General features: G+C 73.4%; 26 protein-coding genes and 1 pseudogene. 9 read left to right on the top strand and 18 right to left on the bottom strand.

Annotation, left to right across the window (positions count from 1 at the left end; all coding sequences use genetic code 11):
- Positions 1 to 442: 442 nt before the first annotated feature.
- Entirely contained in the window at positions 443 to 1,402 is a 960-nt protein-coding gene (locus IMZ35_RS13765) for an HpcH/HpaI aldolase/citrate lyase family protein (RefSeq protein WP_199441407.1), read from the bottom strand.
- Between the two features lie 113 nt (positions 1,403 to 1,515).
- On the opposite strand from IMZ35_RS13765, the gene IMZ35_RS13760 reads away from it, so the two are divergent.
- The 3 genes from IMZ35_RS13760 (at position 1,516) to IMZ35_RS13750 (ending at position 3,709) form a co-directional block, all read left to right on the top strand.
- Entirely contained in the window at positions 1,516 to 1,848 is a 333-nt protein-coding gene (locus IMZ35_RS13760; protein WP_307868071.1) for a hypothetical protein, read from the top strand.
- An 84-nt stretch (positions 1,849 to 1,932) separates the two neighbouring features.
- Positions 1,933 to 3,186 (top strand): magnesium transporter MgtE N-terminal domain-containing protein, encoded by a 1,254-nt coding sequence (locus IMZ35_RS13755; protein WP_199441406.1) that lies wholly within the window; start codon positions 1,933 to 1,935, stop codon positions 3,184 to 3,186.
- Positions 3,179 to 3,709, top strand: a complete 531-nt coding sequence (locus IMZ35_RS13750; RefSeq protein ID WP_199441405.1) for a DUF1003 domain-containing protein — start codon at positions 3,179 to 3,181, stop codon at positions 3,707 to 3,709. Before IMZ35_RS13755 ends, IMZ35_RS13750 begins: the two co-directional genes overlap by 8 nt.
- A gap of 3 nt (positions 3,710 to 3,712) precedes the next feature.
- On the opposite strand, the gene IMZ35_RS13745 is transcribed toward IMZ35_RS13750, so the two are convergent.
- On the bottom strand, positions 3,713 to 4,129 hold the full coding sequence (locus IMZ35_RS13745; protein ID WP_307868069.1) for an NUDIX hydrolase: 417 nt from the start codon (positions 4,127 to 4,129) through the stop codon (positions 3,713 to 3,715).
- Positions 4,126 to 4,530: a MarR family winged helix-turn-helix transcriptional regulator gene (locus IMZ35_RS13740; protein ID WP_229371753.1), complete on the bottom strand. Its 405-nt coding sequence runs from the start codon at positions 4,528 to 4,530 to the stop codon at positions 4,126 to 4,128. Before IMZ35_RS13740 ends, IMZ35_RS13745 begins: the two co-directional genes overlap by 4 nt.
- Before the next feature lie 209 nt (positions 4,531 to 4,739).
- Between IMZ35_RS13740 and IMZ35_RS13735 the strand changes: the two genes are divergently transcribed.
- Positions 4,740 to 5,885: an Mrp/NBP35 family ATP-binding protein gene (locus IMZ35_RS13735; RefSeq protein WP_199441403.1), complete on the top strand. Its 1,146-nt coding sequence runs from the start codon at positions 4,740 to 4,742 to the stop codon at positions 5,883 to 5,885.
- Between the two features lie 99 nt (positions 5,886 to 5,984).
- On the opposite strand, the gene IMZ35_RS13730 is transcribed toward IMZ35_RS13735, so the two are convergent.
- The 4 genes from IMZ35_RS13730 to sigE all read right to left on the bottom strand — a co-directional run bounded on the left by IMZ35_RS13730 (position 5,985) and on the right by sigE (position 9,274).
- Positions 5,985 to 6,356 (bottom strand): sec-independent translocase, encoded by a 372-nt coding sequence (locus IMZ35_RS13730; RefSeq protein ID WP_199441402.1) that lies wholly within the window; start codon positions 6,354 to 6,356, stop codon positions 5,985 to 5,987.
- Between the two features lie 49 nt (positions 6,357 to 6,405).
- A complete protein-coding gene (locus IMZ35_RS13725; protein WP_199441401.1) occupies positions 6,406 to 7,944 on the bottom strand; it encodes a S1C family serine protease in 1,539 nt (512 codons plus the stop codon).
- Positions 7,945 to 8,051: 107 nt separating this feature from the next.
- Entirely contained in the window at positions 8,052 to 8,699 is a 648-nt protein-coding gene (locus IMZ35_RS13720; protein ID WP_229371750.1) for an anti-sigma factor family protein, read from the bottom strand.
- Positions 8,696 to 9,274: an RNA polymerase sigma factor SigE gene (sigE, locus tag IMZ35_RS13715; RefSeq protein WP_199441400.1), complete on the bottom strand. Its 579-nt coding sequence runs from the start codon at positions 9,272 to 9,274 to the stop codon at positions 8,696 to 8,698. The genes IMZ35_RS13720 and sigE overlap by 4 nt, the downstream gene beginning before the upstream one ends.
- A 272-nt stretch (positions 9,275 to 9,546) precedes the next feature.
- On the opposite strand from sigE, the gene IMZ35_RS13710 reads away from it, so the two are divergent.
- Positions 9,547 to 10,179, top strand: a complete 633-nt coding sequence (locus IMZ35_RS13710; protein WP_307868067.1) for an O-methyltransferase — start codon at positions 9,547 to 9,549, stop codon at positions 10,177 to 10,179.
- 164 nt (positions 10,180 to 10,343) lie between these two features.
- Here IMZ35_RS13710 and glgC read toward each other — a convergent pair whose 3' ends face one another.
- On the bottom strand, positions 10,344 to 11,558 hold the full coding sequence (gene glgC / locus IMZ35_RS13705; protein WP_199441398.1) for a glucose-1-phosphate adenylyltransferase: 1,215 nt from the start codon (positions 11,556 to 11,558) through the stop codon (positions 10,344 to 10,346).
- Positions 11,559 to 11,672: 114 nt separating this feature from the next.
- Between glgC and glgA the strand changes: the two genes are divergently transcribed.
- Positions 11,673 to 12,842, top strand: coding sequence for a glycogen synthase (glgA, locus tag IMZ35_RS13700; protein WP_199441397.1), 1,170 nt, complete (start codon positions 11,673 to 11,675; stop codon positions 12,840 to 12,842).
- On the opposite strand, the gene IMZ35_RS13695 is transcribed toward glgA, so the two are convergent.
- Positions 12,829 to 13,992: an MFS transporter gene (locus IMZ35_RS13695; protein ID WP_307868066.1), complete on the bottom strand. Its 1,164-nt coding sequence runs from the start codon at positions 13,990 to 13,992 to the stop codon at positions 12,829 to 12,831. The genes glgA and IMZ35_RS13695 overlap by 14 nt on opposite strands.
- A gap of 26 nt (positions 13,993 to 14,018) precedes the next feature.
- On the opposite strand from IMZ35_RS13695, the gene IMZ35_RS13690 reads away from it, so the two are divergent.
- Complete coding sequence (locus tag IMZ35_RS13690; RefSeq protein ID WP_199441396.1) at positions 14,019 to 14,981, top strand: LysR family transcriptional regulator; 963 nt, start codon at positions 14,019 to 14,021, stop codon at positions 14,979 to 14,981.
- Between the two features lie 119 nt (positions 14,982 to 15,100).
- Here IMZ35_RS13690 and IMZ35_RS13685 read toward each other — a convergent pair whose 3' ends face one another.
- Both IMZ35_RS13685 and IMZ35_RS13680 read right to left on the bottom strand, forming a co-directional pair.
- Complete coding sequence (locus tag IMZ35_RS13685) at positions 15,101 to 16,585, bottom strand: leucyl aminopeptidase family protein (RefSeq protein WP_199441395.1); 1,485 nt, start codon at positions 16,583 to 16,585, stop codon at positions 15,101 to 15,103.
- Between the two features lie 129 nt (positions 16,586 to 16,714).
- On the bottom strand, positions 16,715 to 16,882 hold the full coding sequence (locus IMZ35_RS13680; RefSeq protein ID WP_199441394.1) for a DUF3117 domain-containing protein: 168 nt from the start codon (positions 16,880 to 16,882) through the stop codon (positions 16,715 to 16,717).
- Positions 16,883 to 17,177: 295 nt separating this feature from the next.
- Here IMZ35_RS13680 and IMZ35_RS13675 point away from each other — a divergent pair, with 295 nt between their 5' ends.
- Both IMZ35_RS13675 and IMZ35_RS13670 read left to right on the top strand, forming a co-directional pair.
- Positions 17,178 to 17,978: a PaaX family transcriptional regulator gene (locus IMZ35_RS13675; protein WP_199441393.1), complete on the top strand. Its 801-nt coding sequence runs from the start codon at positions 17,178 to 17,180 to the stop codon at positions 17,976 to 17,978.
- Positions 17,979 to 17,993: 15 nt separating this feature from the next.
- On the top strand, positions 17,994 to 18,779 hold the full coding sequence (locus IMZ35_RS13670) for an enoyl-CoA hydratase-related protein (RefSeq protein WP_199441392.1): 786 nt from the start codon (positions 17,994 to 17,996) through the stop codon (positions 18,777 to 18,779).
- Here IMZ35_RS13670 and IMZ35_RS13665 read toward each other — a convergent pair.
- The 7 genes and pseudogenes from IMZ35_RS13665 to folP all read right to left on the bottom strand — a co-directional run bounded on the left by IMZ35_RS13665 (position 18,766) and on the right by folP (position 23,072).
- Positions 18,766 to 19,329 carry a DNA-3-methyladenine glycosylase I gene (locus IMZ35_RS13665; protein ID WP_199441391.1) on the bottom strand — a complete coding sequence of 188 codons (564 nt, stop codon included), beginning with the start codon at positions 19,327 to 19,329 and terminating at the stop codon, positions 18,766 to 18,768. The two genes, IMZ35_RS13670 and IMZ35_RS13665, sit on opposite strands and share 14 nt — an antisense overlap.
- A complete protein-coding gene (locus IMZ35_RS13660) occupies positions 19,326 to 19,769 on the bottom strand; it encodes an SRPBCC family protein (RefSeq protein ID WP_199441390.1) in 444 nt (147 codons plus the stop codon). Before IMZ35_RS13660 ends, IMZ35_RS13665 begins: the two co-directional genes overlap by 4 nt.
- Positions 19,770 to 19,927: 158 nt before the next feature.
- Positions 19,928 to 20,206, bottom strand: a pseudogene (locus IMZ35_RS32260) (DivIVA domain-containing protein); the annotation flags it as partial.
- 46 nt (positions 20,207 to 20,252) lie between these two features.
- Positions 20,253 to 20,930, bottom strand: coding sequence for a permease prefix domain 1-containing protein (locus IMZ35_RS13650; protein ID WP_199441388.1), 678 nt, complete (start codon positions 20,928 to 20,930; stop codon positions 20,253 to 20,255).
- Positions 20,912 to 21,253 carry a PadR family transcriptional regulator gene (locus tag IMZ35_RS13645; protein WP_199441387.1) on the bottom strand — a complete coding sequence of 114 codons (342 nt, stop codon included), beginning with the start codon at positions 21,251 to 21,253 and terminating at the stop codon, positions 20,912 to 20,914. Before IMZ35_RS13645 ends, IMZ35_RS13650 begins: the two co-directional genes overlap by 19 nt.
- Positions 21,254 to 21,264: 11 nt before the next feature.
- Positions 21,265 to 22,203, bottom strand: coding sequence for a glucosyl-3-phosphoglycerate synthase (locus IMZ35_RS13640; RefSeq protein ID WP_199441560.1), 939 nt, complete (start codon positions 22,201 to 22,203; stop codon positions 21,265 to 21,267).
- The gene (folP, locus tag IMZ35_RS13635; protein WP_307868062.1) at positions 22,203 to 23,072 is read right to left on the bottom strand and encodes a dihydropteroate synthase; all 870 of its coding nucleotides are present in this window, start codon (positions 23,070 to 23,072) and stop codon (positions 22,203 to 22,205) included. Before folP ends, IMZ35_RS13640 begins: the two co-directional genes overlap by 1 nt.
- Positions 23,073 to 23,212: the final 140 nt, after the last annotated feature.

The following is a 23,212-nucleotide window of genomic DNA, read 5'->3' as shown; positions in this document are numbered from 1 at the left end:
TTACCGGCGAGTATGGTCAGTGCGACGCACGTCCGCGCCGCGAAGGTGCGCAAGCCCACCCGCTGTACCGAAACAGGAACCGGGCTCCCTCGCGACGCGGGCCGGTCGGCCCGGATCAGCAGGCGGACACCTCCAGGTGCCCGCCGCAGTGGCGGCAGGTGTCGGCGAAGACGTGGACGGCGGCGGCGCATCCCGGACAGGTCCGCAGAGAGCGCTCCAACAGGTCGTCGGTGCGACGGCGGAACACCCGCAGTCCCCGGCGGCCTCGTGTGTTGCTCGAACGTGACATGAACGCAGAATGCACTTCCCACCAGGCAAGATCGCCAGTTGAAAGGCGTCCCGACGCGGTCTTTCACCCGTTGCGGGCCGATGGTGTTACGGACCGGTCCACGGGGGTAGCGGTCCTGCTCCTCTCCCGTTCTCCTCCCCGAACGGCGCGGTGTCACGCCTCGGGCGGGGTCCAGCGGTCGGTGCGGGTCATCCCGGCCGCCCGTCCCTTGCCGGAGATCACCAGCGCCATCTTGCGGGACGCCTCGTCGATCATCTCGTCGCCGAGCATCACCGCGCCGCGCCGGCCACCCGCCTCGGAGGTGAAGTGCTCGTACGCGTCGAGGATGTTCTCCGCGTGGTCGTAGTCCTCCTGCTTCGGGCTGTAGACCTCGTTGGCCGCCTCGATCTGGCCGGGGTGCAGCACCCACTTGCCGTCGAAGCCCAGCGCCGCGGAGCGCTCGGCGACGCGCCGGAAGCCGTCCACGTCGCGGATCTGGAGGTACGGACCGTCGACGGCCTGCACGTCGCCGGCGCGCGCCGCCATCAGGATGCTCATGAGGATGTGGTGGTAGGCGTCGCCCACGTCGTAGCCGGGGGGCTGCTCGCCGACCACGAGGGACTTCATGTTGATGCTCGCCATGAAGTCCGCCGGTCCGAAGACGACGGTCTCGACGCGCGGGGACGCGGTGGCGATGGCGTTGACGTTGATCAGGCCCCTGGCGTTCTCGATCTGCGCCTCGACGCCGATCCTGCCGACCTCGTACCCCATGGTCTTCTCGATCTGGGTGAGCAGGAGGTCGAGCGCGTGGACCTGCTCGGGGGTCTGCACCTTCGGCAGCATGACGCAGTCCAGGTTCGCCCCGGCGCCCTCGACGACCTCGGTGACGTCGCGGTAGGTCCACTCGGTGGTCCAGTCGTTGACCCGGACGACGCGGGTCTTGCCGTCCCAGCCGCCCTCGTTGAGCGAGGCGACGATGGTCTTGCGGGCGTCCGGCTTGGCCAGCGGGGCGCAGGCGTCCTCCAGGTCCAGGAAGACCTGGTCGGCGGGCAGCGTGCGCGCCTTGTCGATCATCTTCTGGCTCGAACCGGGCACAGCCAGGCACGAGCGCCGGGGACGCTGCTGGTCGACCACTGGGTACCTCCTCGTACCGGCCGGTAACTACCGTCGCGCAGAAGCGTGGCACGGCCGCCGGGGCGTCGCCATTCCCCGAGATGCGGCTCACAGGCCCGTGGGAGGCTGAACCGGTGGAGATCACCCGAGTGCTGGACGCGGCGCTGCGCAAGGCCGCCGCCGTGTGGATCGCGCCGCGGGGTCACCGCGGCAGGCTGGCGCAGGTCGTGTGGCGGAACGGCAGCCTGTGGGTCGCCGTCGGCGGCACCGAGCAGGACGTGCCGGGACTCGCCGACGGCGTCCCGTGCACGGTCGTCCTGCGCTCCCCCACGACCCACTCGCACCTGGCCGACGTGCCGGTGACCGCGCACCTGGTGGACCCGGACGAGGAGATCGCGGCGGCCCTGCGGGCGGCGCGGCTGAACGCGGACCCGACGTGGCGGGAGGTCTACGAGCTGGCGCTCTGAGCACCCGCGCTCCCGGCCGCACCGGGTGCGCGCCACCGCGGGCTCGCCGAGGCGGGAGTCGGGAGATCCCACTAGCCTGATCACGTGGTCGCCGTGAACAGGGTCTTCGTCGCTCAGCTGGCCGGATTTCCCGTGTTCGGGCCCGACGGCGAGTCCATCGGCAAGGTCCGCGACGTGGTGATCGGCCTGCGCATCGACCGCCAGCCGCCCCGCGTGCTGGGCGTCGTGGTCGAGCTGACCACGCGCCGCCGGATCTTCGTGCCGATGCTGCGGGTCACCTCGATCGAGCCGAACGCCGTCACGCTCGCCACCGGGTCGGTGAACCTGCGCAAGTTCCACCAGCGGCCCAACGAGGTGCTGGTGCTCGGCGAGGTCCTCGACGCCCGCATCCAGCTGGAGACGGACGCGGCGGCCGTGGTCGTGGACGCCGCGATGGAGCCGACCCGCACCCGCGACTGGCGGATGACGCGCGTCGCCGTGCGCGAGCGCACCGGACGCCTGGGTCGCCGGGGTCCGGTGCAGGTCGTGCGCTGGGACGAGATCAGCGGTCTCAGCGTCACCGAGCTGTCCGGCCAGCCGCAGGGTGCGCAGCAGCTCCTCGCGATCTTCGAGACGATGCGGGCCGTGGACGTGGCCACCGCGCTGCACGAGCTGCCGAGCAAGCGCCGTCACGAGGTCGCCGACGCGCTGGACGACGACCGGCTCGCCGACGTCATCGAGGAGCTGCCGGAGGAGGACCAGAAGGCGCTCCTCGCGCACCTCGACGAGGAGCGGGCGGCGGACGTGCTGGAGGCGATGGACCCCGACGACGCGGCCGACCTGCTCGCCGAGCTGCCCGAGCGGGAGAAGAACCGGCTGCTGGAGCTGATGGAGCCGGAGGAGTCCGAGCCGGTCAAGCGGCTGCTGGAGTACTCCTACGACACCGCGGGCGGTCTGATGACGCCCGAGCCCGTCGTGCTCACCCCGGACGCCACGATCGCCGAGGCGCTGGCGCGGGTGCGCAACCCCGATCTGACGCCCGCGCTGGCCAGCATGGTCTTCGTGTGCCGCGCGCCCTCGGCCACTCCCACCGGCCGCTACCTGGGCTGCGTGCACATCCAGCGGCTGCTGCGCGAACCGCCGTCCGGTCTCGTCGCGGGTGTCCTGGACACCGACCTCGCCCAGCTGGCGCCCAGTGCCCAGCTGGCCGAGGTGACCCGCTACTTCGCCGCCTACAACCTGGTGTGCGCTCCGGTCGTGGACGAGAGCGAGCACCTGCTGGGCGCCGTCACCGTCGACGACGTGCTCGACCACCTGCTGCCCGCCAACTGGCGCGAGACGGGACTCACCCATGCCTGAGCTGGCGCCGCGCCGCAGACTCGACCAGCCGCGACAGCCCGGCCGGGTGCGCTTCCGGGTCGACCCGGACACGTTCGGCCGCTTCTCCGAGCGGCTCGCCCGGTTCCTCGGCACGGGCACGTTCCTGTTCTGGCAGACGTTGCTCGTGATCGTCTGGATCGTGCTGAACGTCTTCGCGGTGACGCTGCGCTGGGACCCGTACCCGTTCATCCTGCTCAACCTGGCGTTCTCCACGCAGGCGGCGTACGCGGCGCCGCTGATCCTGCTCGCGCAGAACCGGCAGGACGACCGGGACCGGGTGTCGCTGGACGAGGACCGGGCGCGCGCCGCGCAGACGAAGGCCGACACCGAGTACCTCGCGCGGGAGCTCGCGGCGCTGCGGATCGCCGTGGGCGAGGTGGCGACGCGCGACTTCCTGCGCAGCGAGCTGGAGCGGGTGTTCCGGGAGCAGAGCCCGAAGCGCCGCCGGGGTTCGGCGGACGTGATCAGGGACGATCCGCGCTGGGACGACGTGCCGTCCTGACGGTCACACCGCGAGCAGACCGGCCTCGGCGAGGTCGCGCAGCACCTCGTGGATCGCGGGGGCCGTCTCGGCGTGCGCGGCGTACTCGGCCTCGGTGACCAGCGCCAGCTCGGCGATCTCGCCGCTGGGCCGCGGCTCGCCGTCGAGGTCTCCCGTGAAGCACGTCATGTCCACCAGCACGCCGTCGCCCTCGCCGTAGGCGGGCGCGAGGTAGTGCCGGAACTCCCGCACGCTGCCCGGCACGAGGCCCACGCCCAGCTCCTCGGCGACCTCGCGGTGCAGCGCCCGCTCACCGGTCTCGCCGGGCTCCAGCTTCCCGCCGGGCAGGTAGAACGCCTTCTTGCGCGCCGAGCGGGCGACGAGGAGCCGTCCTCCGCGCAGGTGCACGAGCCCCACCACCACGACCACCGGAGCGGTCACCGGGACTGCTCGTCGCGGGCCAGCCGGTCGCAGTCGCGGCCGAAGCCCTCCACCGCGCCGGGTTCGAAGCTGCCCGCGAAGTGCCGCGCGACGCCGCTCAGGTGGGTGCCGGACGCCGCGCGCAGCCGCTCCACGCCCTGCTCGGTGAGCACGGCGACCACTCCGCGTCCGTCGCCGTCGGCCCGCTCGCGGCCCACCAGGCCGGCGCGCTCCAGCCGGTCGACCAGCCTGGTGACGCCGGAGCGCGACAGCAGCACGGCGTCGGCGAGCTCGGTCATGCGGAGCCGCTGCCGGGGTGCCTCGGCGAGCTGGACGAGGACGTCGTAGGCGGCGAGCGACAGGCGCTGCCCGGCGATCAGCTCGGTCTCCAGGACACGGGTGATGCGGGCGTGAGCCCGCAAGAACGATCGCCACGCCTCGAGCTCGGTTCGAGAGGGCAACCGGATGTCACTACCCGAGTCCGGCACGGGTGTCGATGTTACGGACAACACCCCGTGCGCGGTGCGGTGACCCCGGCTACGAAGTGACCGGCCGGTAGCTCCCGCGTGGCGCGGACGTAGCATTGGAGCTCAAGACGAATCCCCCTTCTCGAAGGTCGGTGCTCGATCCCGTGACCACCACCCAGCCCCTCCCCACCGTGGACGCAGTGCGCGAGGCGCTCGCCGGTGTCCAGGACCCGGAGATCCGCCGTCCCATCACCGAGCTCGGCATGGTCAAGGACGTCGTGGTCGGCCAGGACGGCACCGTGGACGTCGCGGTGTTCCTGACCGTCGCCGGCTGTCCGATGCGCGACCGGATCACGAAGGACGTCACCACCGCGGTCTCCGCGCTGGAGGGCGTGCGCCAGGTCCGCGTGGAACTGGACGTGATGAGCGACGCCCAGCGCACGGACCTGCGGAAGTCGCTGCGCGGCGGCGTGGAGGAGCCCCGCATCCCGTTCGCCGAGCCCGGCTCGCTGACCAGGGTGTACTGCGTGGCCTCGGGCAAGGGCGGTGTCGGCAAGTCCAGCGTGACGGTGAACCTGGCCGTGGCGATGGCCGCGCGCGGCCTGTCCGTGGGCGTCGTGGACGCCGACATCTACGGCCACTCGATCCCGCGGATGCTGGGCACGGACGACAAGCCCACCCAGGTCGAGAAGATGATCATGCCACCGCAGGCGCACGGCGTGAAGCTGATCTCGATCGGCATGTTCACGCCGGGCAACGCGCCGGTCGTGTGGCGCGGTCCGATGCTGCACCGCGCGCTCCAGCAGTTCCTCGCCGACGTGTTCTGGGGCGACCTGGACGTGCTGCTGCTCGACCTGCCGCCCGGCACCGGCGACGTGGCGATCTCCGTGGCGCAGCTCGTGCCCAACGGCGAGATCCTGGTCGTCACCACGCCGCAGCAGGCCGCCGCCGAGGTGGCCGAGCGCGCCGGTTCGATCGCGCTCCAGACGCGGCAGCGGATCGCGGGCGTCGTGGAGAACATGTCGTGGCTGGAGATGCCCGACGGCACCCGCATGGAGGTCTTCGGCTCCGGCGGCGGGCAGGCCGTGGCGGACTCGCTGACCCGCGCCGTCGGGTCCGACGTGCCGCTGCTCGGTCAGGTGCCCCTGGACCCGCGCCTGCGCGAGCAGGGCGACTCGGGCACGCCGATCGTGCTGGCCGACCCCGAGGCCCCGGCCGCGAAGGTCCTCACCGACGTGGCCGCGAAGCTCTCCGTCCGCTCCCGCGGCCTGGCCGGCCGCCTGCTGAACGTCTCGCCCGCCGGTCGCTGACCCGCGTCCCGGACGCCGTCGCGACGGCGTCCGGGACGGGTGGCGTCCGGATCAGGTGGCGTCGGGGTCAGGTGGCGTCGGGGTCAGGTGGCGTCGGGGTCAGGTGGCGTCGGGGTCGTACGGGGCGCGCTCGCCCGCCGACAGCGGACGCTCGGCGGGCGGCGTCGGCGGCGTCGGGTGGCCGTTGGGCTTGACGGAGTCGTCGGGGTCGTCGAACAGGTGCTTGGTCACGGCCCGCTTCGGGTCGAAGTTGCGCAGCTCGCGCAGGTCCTCCAGCGGCTTGCGGAGCTGCTCGAACTCCGGCCCCATCTCCTGCTTGAGCTGCTCGCGCGCACCGGTCGCGTACTCGCGGACCTGGCGGATCGTGCGGCCGACGAACGCCGCCGCGGACGGCAGGCGCTCCGGGCCGAGGATGAACAGTCCCGCGACCACGATGATGAGGATCTCGCCCCACCCGATGCTGTCGAACACGTCGGCTCCTCCGCGCTGGCCTGCTCCGCCAGCCTAGCCCTCGCAGCGGTCAGTCCGACTGGAGCGTGACCTGCACCGTCAGCTGCCTGCCCTGCCTGGCCAGCACCACGGGCACGGTCTCGCCGATCTCGTGCTCGCGGACGGCGACGGTCAGCTCGGCGGCGTTGCGCACCATCCGGTCGCCGACCTTCGTGATCACGTCGCCCTCCTCGACACCGGCGGCCGCGGCGGCGCCGCCCTCGGGCACGTTCTGCACCTGCGCGCCCTCGGAGGTCTCGGCCGACACCGACTTCACGTTGACGTTCATGTCCGCGTGCTTGACCTCGCCGTCCCGGATGAGGGCCTCGGAGATCGCGCGGGCGTAGTTGCCGGAGATCGCGAAGCCGAGGCCGACCGATCCGCCCGTCTCGGTCCGGATCGACGAGTTGATCCCGACGAGCGAACCGGAGGAGTCGACGAGCGCGCCGCCGGAGTTGCCGGGGTTGATCGCCGCGTCGGTCTGGATCGCGTCGTAGGTGACCTGCGGGCCACCGCCCTCGCCCGGTGCCGTGACCGGCCGGTTGAGAGCGGAGACGATGCCCTCGGTGACCGTGTTGGACAGCTGGAGCGGCGAACCGATCGCGATGACGACGTCACCGACCTGGAGCTGGTCCGAGTCGCCGAACTGGATCACGGTCGGGTTCGTCACCTCGACCTTGATCACGGCGAGGTCCGTCTTGGGGTCGCGGCCGACGATGCGCGCCTCGGCGCGGGTGCCGTCGGTGAACACGGCGGTGAGCTTGGCCGACGAGTCCTGCGTGGCCGGTGCGACGACGTGGTCGTTGGTCAGCACGTAGCCGCCGCCGTCGACGACGACGCCGGAACCCACGCCGCTGACGTTGGCGCCCTTGAACTCGATGGACACCACGCCGGGCGTGACGCGCTTCGCGATGTCCGACACGGACCCGGCGGGGCGCTCCTTGCCGGGGGCCACGGGCGACAGGGTCACCTCGGCGTCGGTGAGGGGGTTGCCCGCGCGGCCGATCAGCCAGCCGACGAGGCCGCCGGCCGTGCCGACGAGCAGCGCGGCGACGAGGAACAGCACGAGGCCGAGGGGCTGCACGCGGCGGCCGAACAACAGCTCGGGGACGCTCAGCCGGGGGCCGGGCTCCTGCTCGTCGTCCGGGCGCGGCGTGCTCTGCTCGGTGACGGCGGGCGGGCCGATGACGGCGCTGGCGCCCGGATCGCGCCACGGGTCACCGGCCGGGCGGTCGGCCCAGAACACGGCGTCGACCTCGGGAGAGGCGTCCAGGGGCTGGTGGCCGGGTGGACGCTGGAGCAGTTCACCGCCCGCCGGGCGGCCGAACGCCGTGGCGAGCGACTCGGGCGCGGGCGGGGCGAGCGCGACCGAGCGGGGGGAGCCGGTGGACCCGGGACGACCGGCGAACGCGCCGTCGACGCCCCGCGGTCGCCCGAAGGTCGCGGCCTGCGTCGGGTCGACCCGCGGCCGGTCCAGCGGGCGCGGAGCCAGCCGGAGGTGCGCTCCGCTGGTGGCGCTGTCGACTCCCGAGACGGGCGTCTGACCGTTGCCCTGCTCTGGCTGGCTCATCGCTCCCCAAGCTGGTCGGTGATTGCTGGAGTTGACGACAAGCCTGACGTGCGACCGGTGAAGTCCCCGTACGCCAGGTGGCGGACGGGGACCGGGGTAGTGCGAGGTCAGCGGCCGAGCTGGCCGTGCACCACCGGTCTGAGCAGTTCCACGCGGTCGCGCTCGTCGACCTGGAGGGGGCTGTCGAGCGCCGTGGGCGGGTTCCCGGTGAGCGGGGCCGGCACGGACTCGTGCTGCCGCGGCTCGCCGCCGGGGGCGACCAGCGCCAGCGCGCCGAGCATCAGCCCGGAGACGACGACCCCGGCGCCGCCGCGCGCGCGCCTGCCGCTGAACCAGCGGTGCTGCTGCCCCAGGACGGCGGAACCGCTGCCCAGGGGCCGGGACTCGCCGAGCACCTGCCCGGCGCCGAACGAGGTGCGCTCGGCCCGTGCAGCCCGGTCGGGACGCAGGACCGCGACGAGCTGGCCGTCCTCGGTCACCGCGAGCCCGTCGGGCACGCCGGGCAGGTCGACCTCCTGCGGGATGGCCCTCAGGTTCGCCAGCAGACCGGCGGGGACGCTGGGCGTCTCCGCGGTCCGCACGACGGCCCGCGCCTGCTGCTGGGAGAACGCCTCGGAGGCGCACAGCGGGCAGCGCGACAGGTGCGCCGAGGCCCGCTCGTGCGCGATCTTCGACAGCTCGCCGTCCACGTACGCCACCACGGCGTCGGGCACCAGGTGCTGCTCGGGGAGGCTCCACCCTCGCAGTTCCGTCATGCAGAGTCCTCCCGCACGTTCTCCCGGCGACGTTCCAAGCTGGCGCGCAGGGCCTGGCGGCCCCGGTGGATCCGGCTCCTCACCGTACCCAGCTTCACACCGAGCGTGGCGCCGATCTCCTCGTAGGACAGACCTTCCACGTCGCACAGCACGACCGCGGCGCGGAACTCCGGCGGCAGTTCGTCGAGCGCTTCCTGGAGGTCGGGGTCGAGATGGGTGTCGGAGTAGACCTGCTCGGGACTGGGGTCGTCCCCGGCGAGCCGGTCGGTGTCCTCGGGCAGCCCCTCCATGCGCAGCCGCGAGCGGCGGCGGGCCATGTCGAGGAAGAGGTTGGTGGTGATCCGGTGCAACCAGCCCTCGAAGGTGCCCGGCTTGTAGGAGGCGAGGGAGCGGAAGACCCGGATGAACGTCTCCTGGGTCAGGTCCTCGGCGTCGTGCTGGTTACCGCTCAACCGGTAGGCCAGCCGGTACACCCGGTCTGCGTGCTCTCGCACGACCTCGTCCCACGAGGGCGGCGTCCAGTCGGCCGTCTCGATGGGCGCGACGGCCGTCGGCGAACTGGGCTGTGTGTGCATCGTGCGGTGGAGCACCTCCAGCGGGCCGCTCGGCCCTGACGTACGGATCAACGATCGTCCTGCCCGGAGTGTTCCCGGAAGCGCGTCGCCGACACCGATCCTTCTGCTGCGACCCACCCTGACGGGTGCGCTTATAACGATGGTGAGAGTCGGCTGAGAGCACGCTGAGAATCGCGTTCGCTGTGGTGATGTCGGCGAAACTCGCCGCCACCCGTGCAGCTCGGGCACCTGTTCACCCGAATCGGGCACTCCCGGCGCTAATCTCCTGGGCTGTGACACCGGATTCGCCGCTTCGGGAGTACGTCGAGCACTACCTCCCCGAGGACGACGTGCTGACCGCCGCTCGCCGCAGGGGTGCGGACCTGGGCTGCGTTCCGGTCGGTCCCGGCACCGGTTCCGCGCTGCGCTTCCTCGCGACCGCGCTCCAGGCCAAGACCGTCGTCGAGGTCGGGACGGGCGTCGGCGTGAGCGCGTTGTTCCTGCTCGGCGGGATGCCGGCCGGGGGCGTGCTGACGTCCATCGACGTGGAGCCGGAGCACCAGCGCGCGGCCAGGAAGGCGTTCGCCGAGGCGGGCATCCCGCTGAGCAGGACGAGACTGATCATGGGCCAGGCGCTGGACGTGCTGCCGAGGCTCACCGACGGGGCGTACGACCTGGTGTTCGTGGACGCGGAGAAGTCCGAGTACCCGCGCTACCTCCAGGAGGGCGTGCGCCTGCTGAGGCCGGGCGGCGTGATCGCGTTCGACGACGTCCTGTGGCGGGGCCGCGTGGCCGACCCGGCGCACCGCGACGCGGACACGACGGTCATGCGGGAGGTCGCGAGGGCGGTCCGGGAGGACGACCGCCTGGTCCCCGTGATCATCCCCCTGGGCGACGGCCTGCTGGTGGCCGCCAAACTCCCGTAGCCCGCGACCGCGAGCCGGAGCGAGCCCGACGCGCAGCGAGCCCGAACCCCCGACTCGCGGTGCCCGAGCGGGCAACTCGCGAGGCGCGAGCGCGGCCGGTCACGCACGGGGGCGCGGAGCGCGGGTGAGCCGCACGTTCGAGCGCGACGAGGTCGCGGCCGGTGTCACAGCGCGCGCACGCCCTTGCCCAGGACCGTCACGCCGTTCGCGCTCACCGTGTAGCGCTCGCGGTCGGTCGACGGGTCGACGCCGATCAGCGCCCCGTCGGGAACGACGACGTTCTTGTCCAGGATGGCGCGCCGCACGACCGCGCCCTTGCCGATGCGCACGCCGGGCAGCAGGACGCTGCCCTGCACGACGGAGCCGACCTCGACGACGACGTCCGAGCTGATCACGGAGCCGTGGACGGTGCCGGAGATGATCGAGCCGGGGCCGACCATGGAGTCCTCCGCGCTGCCGCCCGCGATGAACTTCGCGCCCGGCAGCGGCGGGGTGGCGGTGCGGATGGGCCACGCCGAGTTGTAGAGGTTGAAGATCGGGTTCACCGACACGAGGTCCATGTGCGCGTCGTAGTAGGCGTCGATCGTCCCGACGTCGCGCCAGTACCCGCGGTCCCGCTCGGTGACGCCGGGCACGACGTTGTCGGCGAAGTCGTAGACGTGCGCCGCGCCCTGGTCCACGAGCATGGGGATGATGTCGCCGCCCATGTCGTGGTCGGAGTCGGGGTTGGCGGCGTCGCTGCGCAGCGCGTCGAGCAGCGCCTCGGTGGTGAAGATGTAGTTGCCCATCGACGCGAACGTGACGTCCGGGTCGTCGGGCACGTGCGGCGGATCGGCCGGCTTCTCCAGGAAGCGGGTGATCAGGCCGGTGGAGTCGGAGTCGATGCAGCCGAACGCCTTGGCCTCGGCGCGCGGCACGCGCATTCCGGCGACGGTCACCCCGGCGCCGGACCGCACGTGCTGGTCCAGCATCTGGCTCGGGTCCATCCGGTACACGTTGTCCGCGCCGAAGACCACGATGTGGTCCGGCTTCTCGTCGTAGACGAGGTTCAGCGACTGGAAGATCGCGTCGGCGCTGCCCGTGTACCAGCGCGGCCCGAGGCGCTGCTGCGCCGGGACCGGGGTCACGTACTGCCCGAGCACGTTGGACAGTCGCCAGACCGTCGAGATGTGCCGGTCCAGCGAGTGCGACTTGTACTGCGTCAGCACCGCCAGGTTGGTGAAACCGGCGTTGACCAGGTTCGAGAGGACGAAGTCGACGAGCCGGTAGTTGCCTCCGAAGGGCACCGCTGGCTTCGCCCGGTCGGCCGTCAGCGGCCACAGGCGCTTGCCCTCTCCACCAGCAAGGACAATCCCCAGTACGCGCGGCTGCCCCTTCACGCTGCTGACCCTATCTGCACGCGGCTCCTCCTACCACCGGCGGAGGTCGGATCGTGTCGGTGCGATCGTGCGCGCTCGCGCGACGGCCCCCTCCCGAGGGGTTACGGTGAGCCCGTGCGAGTCGGTGTGTTGACACGGGAGTACCCGCCCGAGGTGTACGGCGGAGCTGGAGTGCACGTCGGTTTTCTGGTGCCGAGGCTGCGCGAGCTGATCGAGGTGGACGTGCACTGCTTCGGCGCTCCGCGCTCGGGCGAGCCGTCGGTGCGCTCGCACTCGCCCGCGCCCGGACTGGAGCACGCGAACGCGGCGCTGAGCACGCTGTCGGTCGACCTGGAGATGGCCGCGGTGCTGGAGGGCGTGCAGGTCGCGCACTCGCACACCTGGTACGCGAACATGGCCGGTCACCTGGCGAAACTGCTGCACGGCGTCCCGCACGTGGTCACGGCGCACTCGCTGGAACCGCGCCGGCCGTGGAAGGCCGAGCAGCTCGGCGGCGGCTACCGGATCTCCTCGTGGGCGGAGAAGACGGCCTACGAGGCGGCCGACGCGATCATCGCGGTCAGCGAGGGGATGCGCCGCGACGTGCTGGACTGCTACCCCTCTCTCGATCCGGAGCGCGTGCACGTGGTGCGCAACGGCATCGACACCACGGCCTACCACCCGGTCACCGAGACGGACGCCCTGACGAGCCACGGCATCGACCCGGACCGGCCGATCGTGGCGTTCGTGGGGCGGATCACACGGCAGAAGGGCGTCGGGCACCTGGTGGCCGCGGCGCACCGGATCGACCGGGACGCGCAGATCGTGCTGTGCGCGGGAGCGCCGGACACCCCGGAGATCGCCGAGGAGACGCGCGCGGCGGTGGCGGAGCTGGCGGCGGCCCGGCCCGGCGTCTTCTGGATCCAGAAGATGCTCCAGCCGGCCGAGGTCCGGCAGGTGCTCAGTCGCGCGACGGTGTTCGTGTGCCCGTCGGTGTACGAGCCGCTGGGCATCGTGAACCTGGAGGCGATGGCGTGCGGCACGGCCGTGGTCGCCTCGGACGTCGGCGGCATCCCGGAGGTCGTGGACCACGGCCGCACGGGGCTGCTGGTGCACTACGACGAGCAGGCCCACGCGACGTTCCAGGACGGGCTGGCCGACGCGGTCAACGAGCTGCTGCGCGACCCCGAGCGGGCGGCGCGGCTCGGCGAGGCCGGACGGCAGCGGGCCGTGGAGGAGTTCTCCTGGGCGACGGTCGCCGAGCAGACCGTGGAGGTCTACCGGGCGGCGCTCACGCGGGCGTGAGCGCGGGCCGTCCCGCGTGCCGGGCGGCCACCGCCGCTCCGGCCGCGAGGACGAACCAGCCGATCACGACGGCCACCAGCCCGTTCCAGCCCCACGCGCCGAACGCGCTGCTGCCTGCGGTGCCGCCGATGCTGCTGCCGAGGTAGTAGGCGCACAGGTAGATCCCGGACGCCTGGCCCTTGGCCGCGGTGGGCGCCCGCACGCCCACCCAGCCGCTGGCGACGGAGTGCGCGGCGAAGAACCCGCCGGTGAACAGGGCCGTGCCGAGCGCCACGGCCGGGACCGAGTCGGGCAGCGTGAGCAGCGCGCCGAGCGCGGCCACCCCCAGTCCGGCGAGCAGGACGGGGGCGCGGCCGAGCCGGTCGGCGAACCGGCCGGCCGCGGCGGAGCTGACGCCGCCGATCGCGTAGGCGAGGAACACCAGCGACGCGATCGTGGCGGGCAGGTTCAGCGGCGGGGCCGCCAGCCGGAAGCTGATCACGTTGTAGAGGGAGACGAACGCGGCCATGGCGAGGGCGGCGACGGCGTACTGGGCGAGCAGCACGGGGTCGGTGAGCGCGTCGCGCAGGCCGTTGCGGCCGCGCACGGGCACCGACCTCTCCCGCGGCAGGCAGGTCGCCACGACGACGGCGCAGACCGCGCCGAACGCGGCGACGACGGCCAGCGAGCCGCGCCACTGCAGGTGGTCGACGGTGAACCCGGCGAGCAGCCGTCCCGACATGCCGCCGACGCTGTTGCCCGCCACGAGGGCCCCGATGGCCGCGCCGACGCCCGCCGTGCCCGCCTCCTCGGCGAGGTAGGCCATGGCGACGGCGGGCATTCCGGCGACGGCCGCGCCCTGGAGCACGCGCAGCGCGACGAGCGCGGAGTAGGTCGGGGCGAACGGCAGCAGCAGGCCGATCGCGGCAGCGGCCACGACGGACGCGATGATCACCCGCCGACGTCCGATCCGCTGCGACAGGGTGGCGACCGGCACGACGACCACGGCCAGCGCGCCGGTGGCCGCGCTGACCGCGAGGGACGCGCCGCCGGGGGTGAGCCCGAACTCCTGCGCGAGCTGCGGCAACACCGGTTGCGGCGCGTAGAGCAGCGCGAAGCAGGCGAGCCCGGCCGCGGTGACGGACAGGGTGATCCGTCTCTGACGTGTCACCCCTCGACGCTAGGCCGTGCGAACACATGCGTCCAATACTGCGTGGTGCCAGAATTCATACCGTGGTGGATGAGAACGCGCTGGCGACGACCATCGCGCCCCGGCTCGCCGTGCTGCGGGCCCTGGCGCGCGAGGAGCACGTGACGAGGGTCGCCGAACTGGTGGACCTGCCCCAGCCCACGGTGAGCCGCTGGCTCGCCCAGCTCGGGGAGGAGCTGGGCACTCCGGTCGTGCGGCGCGTCGGGCGCGGGGTGCGGCTGACCCGTGCGGGACGGCTGCTGGCCGAGGCAGCCGAGCGGTCGATGAGCGCGCTGGAGGCGGGCTGCCGCCGTGCCGTGGAGGAGGTCGACCCGGAGCACGGCCAGGTCGTGCTGGGCTTCCTGCACCTGCTGGGCCGCTCGGTCGTGCCGGAGATGCTGCGGGAGTTCCGCGAGCGGCACCCGCACGTCCGGTTCCGGCTGGTCCAGTCGTCGCGGCAGCACGTGCTGGACCAGCTCACCAGCGGCGAGGTCGACCTGGCTCTCGTCGGGCCGCCGCCGCGGGACGTCCCCGGGCTGGAGAGCACGCCGCTGCTGGAGCAGGAACTGGTGCTCGTCGTGCCCGCGTCGCACCGGCTCGCCGGGCGCGGGACCGTGCGCTTGGCGGAGCTGGCCGAGGAGGACTTCGTCGGCATGGAGCACGGGTTCGGGCTGCGGCAGATCACCGACGAGCTGTGCGCGGCAGCCGGGTTCACCCCGCGGACGGCGTTCGAGGGGCAGGAGACGGAGACCGTGCGCGGCCTCGTCGCCGCGGGTCTGGGCGTGGCCCTGCTCCCGCACGCCGCCCCGGCCCCCGTGCCGGGCCTGGTGGAACTCCCCCTCACCCCGAGGGCGACCCGCACGATAGGCCTGGTCTGGCTGGCCGGAGCCCCCCTGTCCCCCGCGGTCCGCGCCTTCCGGGCCCACGCCACGTCCACCACCCGAGTTGAGCGCTCAGGCACCCCGAGTTGAGCGTTCGGGCATCACGAGTTGAGCGTTGGAGCACCGGTCCGTCCGAGCGGAAACCCCGAACGCTCCACTCGCGGTGCTCGAAAGCTCAACTCGGGGTGCTCGAACGCTCAACTCGGGGGTCAGCGGGTGTAGGTCTCCACCAGGGTGACCAGGGTGCGGGCGGCGAAGCCCGTCGCGCCCTCGACGACCTCGTCGTAGTCCTCCGTGGCGCGGGCGGGGCCCGCGATGTCCAGGTGGGCCCACGGGAGGCCCGCGGTGAACTCGCGCAGGAACAGGGCCGCGGTGACGCCGCCGGGGCCGGGCGGGCACTGGCGGACGTCGGCGACGTCGCTGCGCACGGCGTCGGCGTGCTCGTCGAGCAGCGGCATCCGCCACCACGCCTCGCCGACGTGCTCGCCGGCGGAGGTGATCCGCTCCGCCAGGTCGTCGGACGTCGCGAACAGGCCGCCGGTGCGCAGGCCCAGGGACACCTTCATCGCGCCGGTGAGGGTCGCCACGTCGACCAGCACGTCGGGGGCGAGGTCGCCCACGGCGTAGGCCAGCGCGTCGGCCAGGACCATGCGGCCCTCGGCGTCGGTGTTGGTCACCTCGGTGGTCGTGCCGCCGTGGTGCCGCACGACGTCGCCGGGCCGGTACGCCGACCCCGAGACGTGGTTCTCCGCAATCGGCACCAGCGCGGTGACCCGCACGGGCAGGGCGCGCCGGGCCACGGTCAGCACGGCGGAGATCACCGCGCCACCACCGGCCATGTCGGTGCGCATGAGGTGCATCCCGTCGGCGGGCTTGATCGAGATGCCGCCGGTGTCGAACGTGATGCCCTTGCCGACCAGCACGACGTGCGGGGACTCCGGTCGCGGCTGGGCGGGCTTCCAGACCAGTTCCAGGAACCTCGGCGGACGCTCCGAGCCGCCTCCCACGGCGAGCACACCGCCGAAGCCCCGGCTCGCGAGCCACTTCTCGTCCCGCACGGTCGCGGACAGGCCGGGGACGCGGTCGGCGAGCTTCGCCGCCGTCGCGGCGAGCCACTGCGGGTCCTTCACGTTGGACGGGGTGTTGGCGAGATCACGCGCGAGAGCGGTCGCGGCGGCGGCCTCCGCGGCGCGCGCGGCCTCGGCGGCGAGCACCTCCGCGTAGCCGAGGTCCGACACGACGAGGCGCACCGTGCCGGGCAGCGCGGGGGCGTCCCGCGCGGTGACCCTGAACCGGTAGCCGCCGAGCAGCAGGCCGAGCACGAGGGCCCTGACCTGCGCGGCGTCCACGTCGTCGGGCAGCAGCACGTCGGCGGTCACCCGCTGCGAGCGCTTCTCGGACAGCTCGGCGAGCACGCGGGTGAGAGCCGCGCCCGCACGGCGCCAGTCGGCCGGACGGCCCGCGCCGGTGCCGAGGACGCGGGTGCCGCTGCCGTCGGGCACCTCGGTCGTCTCCCCGGCCTCGCCGGTGAACTCCCCGCGCTCGGTCCACGCGGTGTCCAGCGCGTCGCCGCCCGGCCCGAAGACGGGACCGGTGGACGCCAGGACGACCGGCGGCGACGCGGAGCGTCGCGGGGCCGTGGCCACCTCGACGTCCACGAGCGGGGTGGGCACGGTCGGAACCGGCGTGCGCACGGACTGACTCCTCACGGCTGGTGTGTCGAACGAACGTCCAGTGTCACCCCCGCGGCGCTCGACAACGAAACGAGGCCCCGGTTCCAGGAGGAACCGGGGCTTCGCAGGTCGAGGACCAGGGCTCGAAGATCAGCCCGCGGCAGCCTTCAGGGCGTCGCCCAGGGCGTTTGCCTCCTCCGCCGACATCTCGACGACGAGGCGCCCACCACCCTCGAGCGGAACGCGCATGACGATGCCGCGCCCCTCCTTGGTGACCTCGAGGGGACCGTCGCCGGTCCGGGGCTTCATGGCCGCCATCGCGTGCTCCCTCCGTCGAACTCTTCCCCGTCCGGCCTGGCCTCCCAGCCCACCGGATCCTCCGCCATTCTCCCCCATGCTGACTCAGCAGCGAAACCGAACCGATCTTTCGGCAGGTCGCGAAGGGTGCTCTTGATCTTCGGGGGCACTCGGCGGTGACCCGCTTCCCGCGTGGCACAACGGCTTCCGGTCCCGACCATCCGTCACCGAACCGCAACACCGATCGCCCGAGGGGGTGTCGCCAGATCGAGCCGCCGCTGGTTCTCGGAGGGGCGTGCTGACAGACTCGACGATCGTGCGAGCCCGTTCCGCGCTCTTCGACGTCTACGGCGGCCACCTGCGCGAGCGGGGAGGCGCCGCGACGATCGCCGCCCTGGTCCGTCTGCTGGAACCGCTCGACTTCGCCGCGCCCGCCGTGCGCACCGCCGTGTCCAGGACCGTGCGGCAGGGCTGGTTGCAGCCCGTCCGCCTGTCCGACGGTCCCGGCTACGCGCTGACCCCGCGCGCCGAGCGGCGGCTCGACGAGGCCGCGGCCCGCATCTACCGCACCCGGCCGTCCACCTGGGACGGACGCTGGCACGTCGTCGTGCTGGAGGAGGTGCCGGCCCGCGACGCGCGCGAGCACCTCTCCTCCTCGCTGCAACTGCTCGGCTACGGAGCGCTCGGTCCTGTGACCTGGGTCGCACCCCGCCCGTCGAGAGAGCTGACCGACGTGCTCGCCACCGCGAACGTCGTCGCGCGGACCTTCCACGGCACCCACGAGGGCGACGACGCCGATCTCGCGGCCCGCGCGTGGGACCTGGCCGCCCTGGGACGCGACTACGCGCAGTTCACCGCCGAGCACGAGGCCGCCGTGTCCGCTGTGGACGGATCGTCGCCGCCGGAGGCGTTCGCCGCGTCGCAGCGGCTGCTGCACGAGTGGCGGAAGTTCCTGTTCCGCGACCCCGGCCTGCCGCGCGAGCTGCTGCCGCCGGACTGGCCCGGCCTGGCCGCCGCCGAGTTCTTCGACCGGCACACGGCGCGTCTCGCGCCCGCCGTCGACAAGTTCGTGGACGACTGCCTGGACAAGCACGTCCGCGGCGAGTCCACCGGGTAGAGGAGGTCGAGATCCGTGGCAGAGCTGCTCGTCGACGACGCCGAGGGCGTTCGCACGTTCACCCTGAACCGGCCGGAGGCGTTCAACTCCTTCACGGTCGCGCTGAAGGAGTCGCTGCTGGAGGCCGTGGCCGAGGCGGCGCGCGACACGTCGGTGCGCGCCGTGGTGCTGACCGGAGCCGGCCGGGCGTTCTGCGCGGGCCAGGACCTCAAGGAGCACGTGGTGCTGCTCCAGGCGGGCGACCCGGCGCCCCTGCACACCGTGGAGAAGCACTTCAACCCGCTGATCGAGGCCGTGACCTCGATGCCCAAGCCGGTGATCGCCGCGGTGAACGGCACGGCGGCGGGCGCGGGCGCGTCCCTGGCGTACGCGAGCGACCTGCGGATCGCGGCGGAGTCGGCGAAGTTCCTGATGGCCTTCGCGAACGTGGGGCTGACCGCCGACTCGGGCGCGTCGTGGCTGCTGCCGCGGCTCATCGGCTACGGCCGGGCGATGGAGATGATGCTGCTCGCGCAGCCCGTGGGCGCGCAGGAGGCGCTGCGGCTGGGCATGGTGACGCGCGTCGTGCCGGACGCCGAGGTGCTGGCGACGGCCCAGGAGCTGGCCGCGCGGCTCGCGGCCGGGCCCACGACGGCCTACGCGAAGATCAAGGAGGCCCTGGCAGCCGCGTCGGGCGGGTCGCTGTCCGACGCGCTCGCCGTCGAGGCCCGCACCCAGGCCGAGGCGGGCGCGACGGCGGACCACCGCGAGGCCGTGGAGGCGTTCGTGGCGAAGCGCCCCCCGGTGTTCACCGGTCGCTGACCGGCTGCCGCGCCCGGAAGCACGTCGAGACGTGGTCGTCGACCATGCCCGTCGCCTGCATCAGGGCGTAGCAGGTGGTGGGGCCGAGGAACGTGAAGCCGCGGCGCTTGAGCTCCTTCGCCATCGCGACGGACTCCGGAGACGTCGCCGGGACGTCGGCGAGCGTGGCCGGGCGGGTGCGCGGACCGGACGGCGCGAACGACCACAGCAGGTCGTCCAGCGGCACGTCCAGCGCCCGCACGGCACGCGCGTTGCGCAGTGCCGCGTCGATCTTGGCGCGGTTGCGCACGACGGAGGCGTCCGCCATCAGCCGCGCCACGTCGTCGTCTCCGAACTCCGCCACGGCGGCCGGGGAGAACCCGGCGAACGCCCGGCGGAACGACTCGCGCTTGCGCAGGATCGTCAGCCAGGACAGGCCGGACTGGAACGACTCCAGCGTCAGCCGCTCGTACAGGGCGGTCTCGCCGTGCAGCTCCACGCCCCACTCGTCGTCGTGGTAGGCGGCGTACTCGGGGGTCGAGTCGCCCCACGCGCAGCGCACGACGGTCACGCGTAGTCCTCCGCGAACGCGGCGAACCGGTCGAGCGAGCGCTGCACGCCCCAGCGGAACGCCGGGCGCACCACCTGCCAGCCGAGCCGCCCGACCACGCCGAGCGGCAGGTCCAGCCGTTCGGTCCAGACGAACTCCGACGTCCAGTCGGTCAGCGGCGTCACGACGAACTCGCCGACGCCGCGGACGACGGCCCCGGTGTGCAGCACGTCGCAGCGCAGCGGCGGCCGCCACGTGGTGATCCGCATGGTGTCGGTGAAGCCCAGCGGTCCGACGCCGGTGAACGCGGCCAGTTCGCTGCCGACGCTCTCGCCGTCGCCGGAGGTCACCGAGACCCTGGTGCCCAGCATCCACTCGCCCTGCCGCGGCCAGTCGGTGACGGCGGCGAACACGGTCTCGGCGGGTGCCCCCACGTGCACCCGCAGTTCCAGCTCGGTCACGTGCCCGCCTCCCCGCCGACCCGCCCGGCACCCCCGGGCTCGGACCGCTCCAGCTCGGACTCGTCCGGCTCCGCGCTCGCCGGGGCGGAGCCGTTGCGCCGCGCGCCCTCCGGCCCGGTGCCGGCGATCCCGTGCCCGGAGCCGTCCACGAGCCCGGTCTCCAGCTCGGCGACGCGGGTGCGCAGGGCGTCCAGCTCGCCGGCCAGTCGCTCCAGCACCCAGTCCACCTCGCTCATCTTGTAACCGCGCAGGACCTGCTGGAACCGCAGGTCGCGGACGTCGTCGGGGGTCACGTCGGCCGCCGGGAGCCTCGTCGGCGACGCCCCCGGAGGCAGCGGCGCGAGTTCCTCGCCCCGGCCGAACACGAAGGAGGCCAGCAGGAACACCACGGCCGCCACGAGCACCATGACGACGAGGTAGATGAGCGCTGTGGTCACGGGACGATCGTGGCACGTCCCCCGCGCGGCACGTGCGGCGTCCCCGTCACACGGCGGAGAACCGCAGGCAGCGGTGCGCGAGGACACCGCAGCGGAGGGTGATGACGTAGGACAGCGCGGTGGCGAGCAGCACCGGCGGTGACGCCAGGAGGCGCTGGGCGTCGAGGTGGGCCGTGGCCACGACGAGGGCGAGGTTGCAGAACACCGTCGTGCCGACCGCGGCCGCCGCCACCGCACCGGCCAGCCGCCCGAGGGCGACGCCGCTGGCGCCGCGCCGCGACATCCACCGCACGGCGAGCAGCGCGGCGACGGCACAGAGGGCGACGACCCACGCGGTCGTGTCGTTGGCGGTCGCGATCAGCGGGTACCAGTCGGGCGGCGGCTGGTCGAACGGCTGCCAGGCGCCGATCCAGAACCGCCGGTTGGCCTCCCACAGCAGGTGGGCGAGCGGGACCACGAGCAGCAGCGACCGCAGCGTGCGAGCGCCGTGCGCGACGGCCAGCTCGCCCTGGTACTCGCGGGCCACGACGCCCAGCGGGCCGAACTCGGCCACCGCGCGGGCCTGCGCCTCGGACTCGGGCAGGCCGCGGTGCCGGTAGCTCTCGGCGGCGTCGTGGAGGCTGTCGCGCGCCTCGGCCAGCAGGTCGCGCTTCACCGGGCCGGGTCCGCGCAGCCGGCGGTCGAGCGCGGAGACGTACTCCTCGATCAGGCCCGCGCCGGCCACGGGCCACCACCTCCCAGGACGCCCTCGATCGCCGCGGTGAACTCGCGCCAGGCCGTGCGCTCCTCGGTCAGCGCGCGCCGTCCGGCCGGGGTGAGGTGGTAGGTGCGGCGCTGACGTCCCGCCACGGTGCCCCACTCGCTGCTCACGTGGCCCGCCCGCTCCAGCCGCCGCAGCGCCGGGTAGACGGTGCCGGTGGGCAGGTCGAGCGCGCCGCCGCTGGCGACCTGGAGCGCCTCGATGATGGCGTAGCCGTGCAGTCTCCTGCCGTCGAGCACGGCCAGCAGCAGCGCGTCGAGGTGGCCGCGCAGCGCGTCGGACTTCATGTGCAGGAAGTCTACGGTCGCCCGCAACGGTTCCCGTCGTGCTCGCGGGCGCCCGCCAGGGTCCTCATCGGCGGGCGGTCGTCCAGGGACACGTCGTGGGTGTCGGGCAGCCACTCGCCGGCCACCTGCGCGAACTGGGTCAGTCCCGGTGTCACCGGCACGCCGCAGCGGGCCAGGGCGGTGCCGGTGATCTGCGCGGACATCACGCCGAGCTGGAGCAGCGGGCGGTTGCGGTGCTCGCGCACGCCGAGGTTGACCTGCGCCAGCGCGTCCAGTCCGTGCCGGGCGAGCACGTCGAGCAGCAGGCCGATCTCCACGCCGTACCCGGCGGCGAACGGCACGGACTCCAGGAACTCCCTGGTCGCCGCGTACTCGCCGCCCAGCGGCTGCACGACCCCGGCCAGCTCGGGCCGCAGCGCGTTCAGCAGGGGCCGGGCCAGCAGTTCGGTCACCCGTCCGCCGCCGCTGCTCTCCCGGTGCAGCGGGCGGCGGTAGAAGCCCTTCACCAGGTGCACGCCGGGCGCGGTCAGCAGCGGGCCGAGCAGCGCGGGCACGAATCCGGGATCGGGGTCGAGGAGGTCGGAGTCGAGGAACACCACGAGGTCGCCGGACGTGGCGGCCAGCGAGCGCCACAGCACCTCGCCCTTGCCGGGGCGCGGCGGCAGGTCGGGCAGCACGTCGGTCCGCAGCACGACGCGCGCGCCCGCCTCGGCCGCGACCCGGACCGTCGCGTCGGCCGAGCCGGAGTCGACCACGACGAGTTCGTCCACCAGGGACCCGAGCAGCGGGCGCACGGCGGCCACCACCGCGCCGACCGTCGCCTCCTCGTCCAGGGCGGGCAGCACGACGCTGACGGTGCGAGATCCCTTTTGCCGCACGAGTTCCCGCACCGTCCACGGTGGACTCTGCCAGGTGCGCCCGGTGAACCAGCGCTCGGCCGCCGACCGCATCACGCGAGCGCCCGCAGCACGCGAGCGGGCGGCCTGGTGCCGCGGATGCTGGCCACCATCTCCAGCGCTCGCCGGGTCTGGCGGACCTGGTGGGCCCGGAACACGCGCGCCCCCGCCCAGGCGGCGACCGAGGTGGCGGCGAGCGTGCCGTCGAGCCGGTCGTCCACCCCGGCGTCGAGCGTCTCGCCCACGAAGTCCTTGTTGGACAGCGCCATCAGCACGGGCCAGCCGGTGCCGACGAGCTCGTCCAGGCGGCGCAGCAGTTCCAGGCCGTGCCAGGTGTTCTTGCCGAAGTCGTGGGTCGGGTCGACGAGCACGCCCTCGCGCGGCACGCCCAGGGCGACGACCCGCTCGGCGCGGTCGACCAGTTCGGACACGACGGAGGCGACGACGTCCTCGTACCGCACGCGGTGCGGGTCGGTGCGCGGCGCGAGGCCTCCGGTGTGCGAGCAGACGACGCCGACGCCGAACTCCGCGGCGACCTCGGCGAGCTTCGGGTCGGCACCGGCCCACGTGTCGTTGAGCAGGTCGGCGCCCGCCTCGCACGCGGCGCGGGCCACCTCGTGCCGCCAGGTGTCGACGCTGACGACCAGGGACGGGTGCCGCTCCCGCACGGCGGCGACGAGGGGGACGACCCGGCGGATCTCCTCGGCGGCGTCGACCGCCTCGCCCCTCGACCCGGCTCGCACGCCGCCGATGTCGACCAGGTCCGCGCCGTCGGCGACGGCCCGGTCGACGGCGGTGAGGGCCGCGTCCTCGGCGAACGTCGCACCGCGGTCGTAGAAGGAGTCCCTGGTGCGGTTGACGATCGCCATGACGAGGGCGCGGTCCTGCGTCACCTCGCGAGCGCCGAACCGGAGTGGTGTCACGAGGTCGGATGGTGCCACGCGGGGCGCGAGCACCGGGCAACCGCGTCACCGTCGTGTGAACTGGCTCACACGATATTGCTACTCGCGAGTAGCCACCGCTTTACTCCGCGGTAACCGCCTGTGTGCTGCGGGTCATGGTC

The organism is Umezawaea beigongshangensis, assembly GCF_016464305.1.
Classification (GTDB): domain Bacteria; phylum Actinomycetota; class Actinomycetes; order Mycobacteriales; family Pseudonocardiaceae; genus Umezawaea_A; species Umezawaea_A beigongshangensis.
This window is presented reverse-complemented; position numbering and strand designations above follow the sequence as displayed.

Bases quoted from the DNA above. Each gene is read 5' to 3' on its own strand.
- IMZ35_RS13750 (WP_199441405.1), top strand. From the start codon at position 3,179: ATGCCTGAGCTGGCGCCGCGCCGCAGACTCGACCAGCCGCGACAGCCC.
- IMZ35_RS13725 (WP_199441401.1), bottom strand. From the start codon at position 7,944: ATGAGCCAGCCAGAGCAGGGCAACGGTCAGACGCCCGTCTCGGGAGTC.
- IMZ35_RS13720 (WP_229371750.1), bottom strand. From the start codon at position 8,699: ATGACGGAACTGCGAGGGTGGAGCCTCCCCGAGCAGCACCTGGTGCCC.
- sigE (WP_199441400.1), bottom strand. From the start codon at position 9,274: ATGCACACACAGCCCAGTTCGCCGACGGCCGTCGCGCCCATCGAGACG.
- IMZ35_RS13690 (WP_199441396.1), top strand. From the start codon at position 14,019: ATGCGTCCAATACTGCGTGGTGCCAGAATTCATACCGTGGTGGATGAG.
- IMZ35_RS13680 (WP_199441394.1), bottom strand. From the start codon at position 16,882: ATGGCGGCCATGAAGCCCCGGACCGGCGACGGTCCCCTCGAGGTCACC.
- IMZ35_RS13645 (WP_199441387.1), bottom strand. From the start codon at position 21,253: ATGAAGTCCGACGCGCTGCGCGGCCACCTCGACGCGCTGCTGCTGGCC.
- IMZ35_RS13640 (WP_199441560.1), bottom strand. From the start codon at position 22,203: ATGCGGTCGGCGGCCGAGCGCTGGTTCACCGGGCGCACCTGGCAGAGT.